General features: G+C 62.7%; 4 protein-coding genes. 1 reads left to right on the forward strand and 3 read right to left on the reverse strand.

Annotated elements, in window-relative coordinates:
- Window positions 1-817: 817 nt before the first annotated feature.
- Window positions 818-1204 carry a hypothetical protein gene (locus ACJH7A_RS29900; protein ID WP_406803266.1) on the forward strand — a complete coding sequence of 129 codons (387 nt, stop codon included), beginning with the start codon at window positions 818-820 and terminating at the stop codon, window positions 1202-1204.
- A 145-nt stretch (window positions 1205-1349) separates the two neighbouring features.
- On the opposite strand, the gene ACJH7A_RS29905 is transcribed toward ACJH7A_RS29900, so the two are convergent.
- The 3 genes from ACJH7A_RS29905 to ACJH7A_RS29915 all read right to left on the reverse strand — a co-directional run bounded on the left by ACJH7A_RS29905 (window position 1350) and on the right by ACJH7A_RS29915 (window position 4381).
- A complete protein-coding gene (locus tag ACJH7A_RS29905) occupies window positions 1350-1787 on the reverse strand; it encodes a hypothetical protein (RefSeq protein ID WP_406803267.1) in 438 nt (145 codons plus the stop codon).
- Between the two features lie 248 nt (window positions 1788-2035).
- Complete coding sequence (locus ACJH7A_RS29910) at window positions 2036-2485, reverse strand: hypothetical protein (RefSeq protein WP_406803268.1); 450 nt, start codon at window positions 2483-2485, stop codon at window positions 2036-2038.
- Between the two features lie 27 nt (window positions 2486-2512).
- Entirely contained in the window at window positions 2513-4381 is a 1869-nt protein-coding gene (locus ACJH7A_RS29915; protein ID WP_406803269.1) for a hypothetical protein, read from the reverse strand.
- Between the last annotated feature and the right edge of the window lie 567 nt (window positions 4382-4948).

Genomic DNA, 4948 nt, shown 5'->3' on the forward strand with positions numbered 1-4948 from the left:
ACACCCAGCCAACCAGACACCCCAATCACAGGCCGACAGCAGCTGACCGTTCTACACCCTCAATCATGAAGAGCCCGATAACTTTGCCAACATCCGTGGCGAACTTCGCGAAAATTCCCTGCGGTCTCCCTTGGGCTCGGTGGGTGACTGCGTCACGCTTGCAGGGACGAGTAGAAATGATGCGACCGCTCAAAGAATAAATTGCGGAGATAAGGCAGCCGCGTACCGAATCTTCCAGCTAGCGGAGCAACCGGGCGACTGCGCTGCGGATTCGGATCAACGGTACGCGCCCAAGCAGACGGATGAAGGTCGCTTTATCCTCTGCTTGGACTATAACTGGGCACACGGATTATGCATCTTCCCTGGAAGCGCGCATGGCCGCTGGCATGCGGTTCGTGATGACTGCAGCTCGGGAGGCGAGAGGCCGATCGAGGTGCAGTACGACACCGCGAATGCTCAGGGATGCGCGACGGGTGGATATCCACATCAGGTGCGGCGGTTCACGATCTGCGCCACCCAACTCTCGTAATGCTGTCCGACGGGTAGACGTCCAATTGGGCAATGAGCTGGCTAGACATGATCTGCTCGACCTTAACGAGCCCTCGCGACGCTGCGGGACCCTCTCTGGTGAATTGTTGTAGTTTGCGCGGCGCACCCCTCCTCACGGCGGAACTGCCCGCCGCAGGACGGCGACATCACCTAGTTCCGCAGGCTGAGCGCACGAGCAAGGTCCATGAAACGGCGGCAACGGTGCACCTCAGCCGCCGGGCGGCACCAGCAAGAGCAGCCAGAGCCGTGGCGCCTTAGAATCGGCTCCATGGGCAGCAACTACGCACCCAACCCCGGCCCCGCGATCGACACTTCAGCACGGCCAGAATGGCATCGGACCGGAAACAAGTACTTCCCCTATGCCGCAAACGAATCCGGACGCTGGTGGGTGCTTCGAGCCAACTACGGGTTCCCCGAGCACGACATGTACACGCTGTTCATCGATGATCTGGCCGTCGCCGACATCACGGCCGATGCCAACCACACCATGCCGCTGCTCGCGAGCATAGGCGCCTTGCACTTGACCGATCCGGACCCATCCATTCCAGCCCTCGACGCCGGCACCGCCGGCGAGGTCGTGAGCAACTTGGCCGCCTACGCGGACTACGGAAGCGAACACGGAGACCCCTGCCTGTTTTGCTTCAGCGACAGTTGAAAGAATCAACCACCGTGGCGCTGTACCCAGAATGAGACGCGACCTGCGATCGCGGTCGCCTACCGTTCGACGGGAGCGGCAACCTAACTAGCGCATGACCTTTCGAGGCCCTCCTGTATGTCAACCGCTGGGCGGCATTGGTCGATTACGGGACCAGGATATTGACCTCGTCAGCGTCCTCTGGTGGCTTGGTGTAGATCCGAATCCTTGTAGGCCCGGCTTGGGCAAGCTGAGCGAGACCGCCACCGTCGCCGGGTTCATCGGTCAACGTTTGATTGATCGCGAGTTGCGGAGGGTCGGTAATGATGAGGTCGCGGTCGAAGATGAGCGTTCCCATATCGGTTGGATCCACGCCACGGTAGACCCGGACGTGAACGTTCTGGTTTCGGGACACCGCTTCGTCGGTCGTCATGGTGCGCACCAGCACGCCGTAATCGTTGTACGTGGCGAAGCTGCCTTGCGCGCGCGGCCCTCCGGGAGGTTCGACGGTCGACCACGACCCTGCGTCGCGAATCTCGATGCAGTGATAGTCCGGGAACACCTCTACATCAAGCAGCAGCTCGTTTGTCGGGGCAGCACTCATGCGTATCCGATCCTCTTGCCGCGCTAGCTATTTCTGGCCTTCGCTGTCAGTTCTCAATCGGCGTGTCACATTCCTGGTCGCTGAACTGGGTGGATGGCTACGTTCTCACTTGGTGTGTCAGTCGGGCTTTTCTCAGACTTTGTCACTTTTCGGATTCGCTGGGTGGGGAGCGCTATCGCCGGAAAGCCGTTCGGCTGCGGTGGCCTCAATGGGACGCTGTCCTCGCCTCGTGAATCTCTGCCGCTCGGTTATTCGATGAGAATGTTGAGGTCGGTGGGTGTTTCGGGTTCGTCCGCCAAGGCCGCGATGGTGTTTTGAGCGTAGACCTGGATTCCGGTGGGCCCGGTTCGGCCGACATTGACCCGTTGAAGCCATTCGTCACCAACGAGCATCTCCCCGATGGCCAGCATGGGCTCGGTGAGGTCGAAGATTCCCGCATAGATCAGCTTGCCCAACCCGGCCGGGTCGGAACCCTGGTAGATGCGGACTGTCACGTTTCGGCCGACTTCCTCGGCGGTCTCAGCGGACATCGTGACGATTCGGATCGAGTGGCGACCCGCCATGAACGTTCCTGGATCGCCGAAGTCCGTTCCGCTGCCGGCGATATCGGGATCAGGACCACGATGGCCGGGGTCTTCGATGCGAACCATGCTGTCCGACGGGTAGACGTCCAATTGGGCAATGAGCTGGCTAGACATGATCTGTTCGACCTTACCGAGGAACTCCTACTTCTGACCTTTGCGGCGCTTCTTGTTCGTGCTCTGCTTCTTGTTTTTCTTGCCACCGTTGCGGGAACCGTGCTTGTTGCCGCGGTTCTCGTTACGGCGGCTGGTGCTGTCTTGGGTGTTGTTGGTGACGTTCGTTTGGGAAGCGTTGCCCCGGCTCGGGCCGTTGGTGGCCTCGCGCGCGTTCGCTTGGGCGCGAGCACGGGCCGCATCGGCGGCCGCGTCCTGACCGTTGCGCCGGTCGATTGCGCAACGGGCACACCGTACTTGGCCATCGTTGCCTCGGAACACCCGATCGTAGGGGTCCCCATGACCGATGTTCTGATCCTTGAATGTCTTCAGGATTTGCTCGGATTCGCGCGGACCTTCCCACGCTGGAACGTGTTCGACGCGCGACTCGGTGCCACCGTTGGCGGTGGACTGTTGCGAGGAAGCAAGCGGGTCTTCATCGCGCTGCCACCATTTGTGGCTGGGCGCCTTTGACGTGGCCCCGTACCGGTTGGCGTCGATGGTCGGTTTGTCTGTCTCGCGGTTGAGGGTGACGGGGGCGCGCCCTTCGTCGATCGCGGACAGCTTGTTGTTGAACGTGCCGGGAGTCCATTCCTGGCTATAGATGGTTGCCGGGTTCTCGCAGGTGTGGCCGCAGTCATTCCGAGTGCCGGCAGGCTGGGAAAAGCTCGGCGGCCGGTAGTCGGTCTTGGGTGGAACGGGCCCGATGGGCAGCTCCACGGGGTAACGGCCATCGGGCGAGCGCAGCGGTCCTGCCGGAGGTCCGGTGGGCACTGCCGGAGTGCCCGCACCCGGCTTGGGTGTCAGCGGGCCGGCGATGTCGTTGGCCAGTTGCGGCGACGGGGTGGGGGTGACCGGTTTGACCGCCGCGACATCACGGAGGGCACCTTCGGCGAGGTCGTCGCCGAGTTTCTGTGCGCCGCGTTCGGCGATCGCGGTCAGACCTTTTTGCAGGCTGCGAGCGGGGCTGATGTAGTTGGTGACTTCCAGGGCGTCGCCGGCGGCGGCCAGGACCTGGTTGGACGGGTCAGCGGCGGCGGCTTTCTGAACCAGCCCGGTGGTGCCCGAGAGCACCAGGCTGGCACCGAACCCGGTCCCTACGCCGGTGACCATGAGCACTGATCCGCCGACGATCTCGGCGGATTCCAGCGGGTTGTTCTTGACGAAGTTCCCGACAGCTTTGGCCCCGACCACGGTGGCATCGGCAACCGTGTGGGCTGCGGACACGACACTGTCGACCATGCAGGAAAAGCAGGGGTCGGCGTATACCGGCCATACCGTGGCGGCGTCGGGGTGGATCACTTGGGCCAGTAGGTACAGGCCCGGCCGGATCTGTTGGGTCACAAAGGCACTCGGCACATCGCGACCGTGGCTGTCGCGGGCCTGCGGGGCGGCGATCGTTGCGATGGTGGTTGCCGCCGGGGTGGCCTGGTTCAGGGTGATGATCCCGCTGGCGTGGGCCAGCATCACCGTGTCGGCGGGGGTGCGCAGGAACATCGGCACCATCGGCAATACTTGGCCGTCCGCGCTGGTAGCCGCCGCCGAGGTGCCTGGCGATGTGGCAGTGTTTGCCATCGGTTGGGGGATGCGGGTGATGGTGCGCCCACCTGCGCCCTGGTTCTCGGCGATCACGCTGAAACCGGCGCCGCGGTCTGGGTACACGACCTGGCCGGTCGGGGTGGGCTCGGCGGCACCCAAGCCGGCGGGCAGGACCAGTTGGGCGCTGCGTCCGTCGGTGGTGGGCAGGTCCCAGCCGGCTACCGGATCAGATGGGATGTTCGCCGACCGTGCCGCAGCGCTGATCGTGCCGTCCGAGGCCAGGGCGGTCCCGGCGAACGCAGCGGACGCCGTAGCAGCCATTGCTTGTGCATCCGAGGGTGCACGATCGCCAGCGGTGGCGGGCTCGGCTGGGGTCAACAGGTGCACCCCGCTGACGACCAAAGCCAGCGTGGCCACCAGCGTGATGGCTAACTGTGCCCAGTGTCGACTACTCCACAATGGCCGGTCGCCCGGCAAAAAGTCCCCCACGATGAAATCCCCCTACTTGCACCAGAGTCTGCGTTCGGCAGCAATGACGAACTCTGTACGGGGTAGTCGGAAACCACGCCTGGGACCGAACGTCAGCGAACAGTGATCTCCAGCACACCGACCAAAGCGGACCGGCACGTTATGCGCACGCAAATTTGTCATCAGTAGTTGTTGTGACATTGCGTGAGAACTGGAGCTACTTGTGACATCGGTGTGACATCGAGTCTGAGAATGTGCATGCGTTTTGAGAACGGACAAGCAGTTGTCCGTTCTCAAAACGCTTGTGTCATTTCCCGACCCCTGAGCTGGGCAGACGGCGACGTTGAACCATCCCGCGTTTGATGCGCACCTCCTTCCTTGGGAAGGTGCATGTCATGCCGAGCAAGTACGACCCGGAGA

Origin of the sequence: Mycobacterium sp. SMC-17 (assembly GCF_045310915.1) — a bacterium.
Lineage (GTDB): Bacteria > Actinomycetota > Actinomycetes > Mycobacteriales > Mycobacteriaceae > Mycobacterium.

Coding starts and splice junctions, on each gene's coding strand:
- ACJH7A_RS29900 (WP_406803266.1), top strand. CDS start 818: ATGGGCAGCAACTACGCACCCAACCCCGGCCCCGCGATCGACACTTCA.
- ACJH7A_RS29910 (WP_406803268.1), bottom strand. CDS start 2,485: ATGTCTAGCCAGCTCATTGCCCAATTGGACGTCTACCCGTCGGACAGC.
- ACJH7A_RS29905 (WP_406803267.1), bottom strand. CDS start 1,787: ATGAGTGCTGCCCCGACAAACGAGCTGCTGCTTGATGTAGAGGTGTTC.
- ACJH7A_RS29915 (WP_406803269.1), bottom strand. CDS start 4,381: ATGGCTGCTACGGCGTCCGCTGCGTTCGCCGGGACCGCCCTGGCCTCG.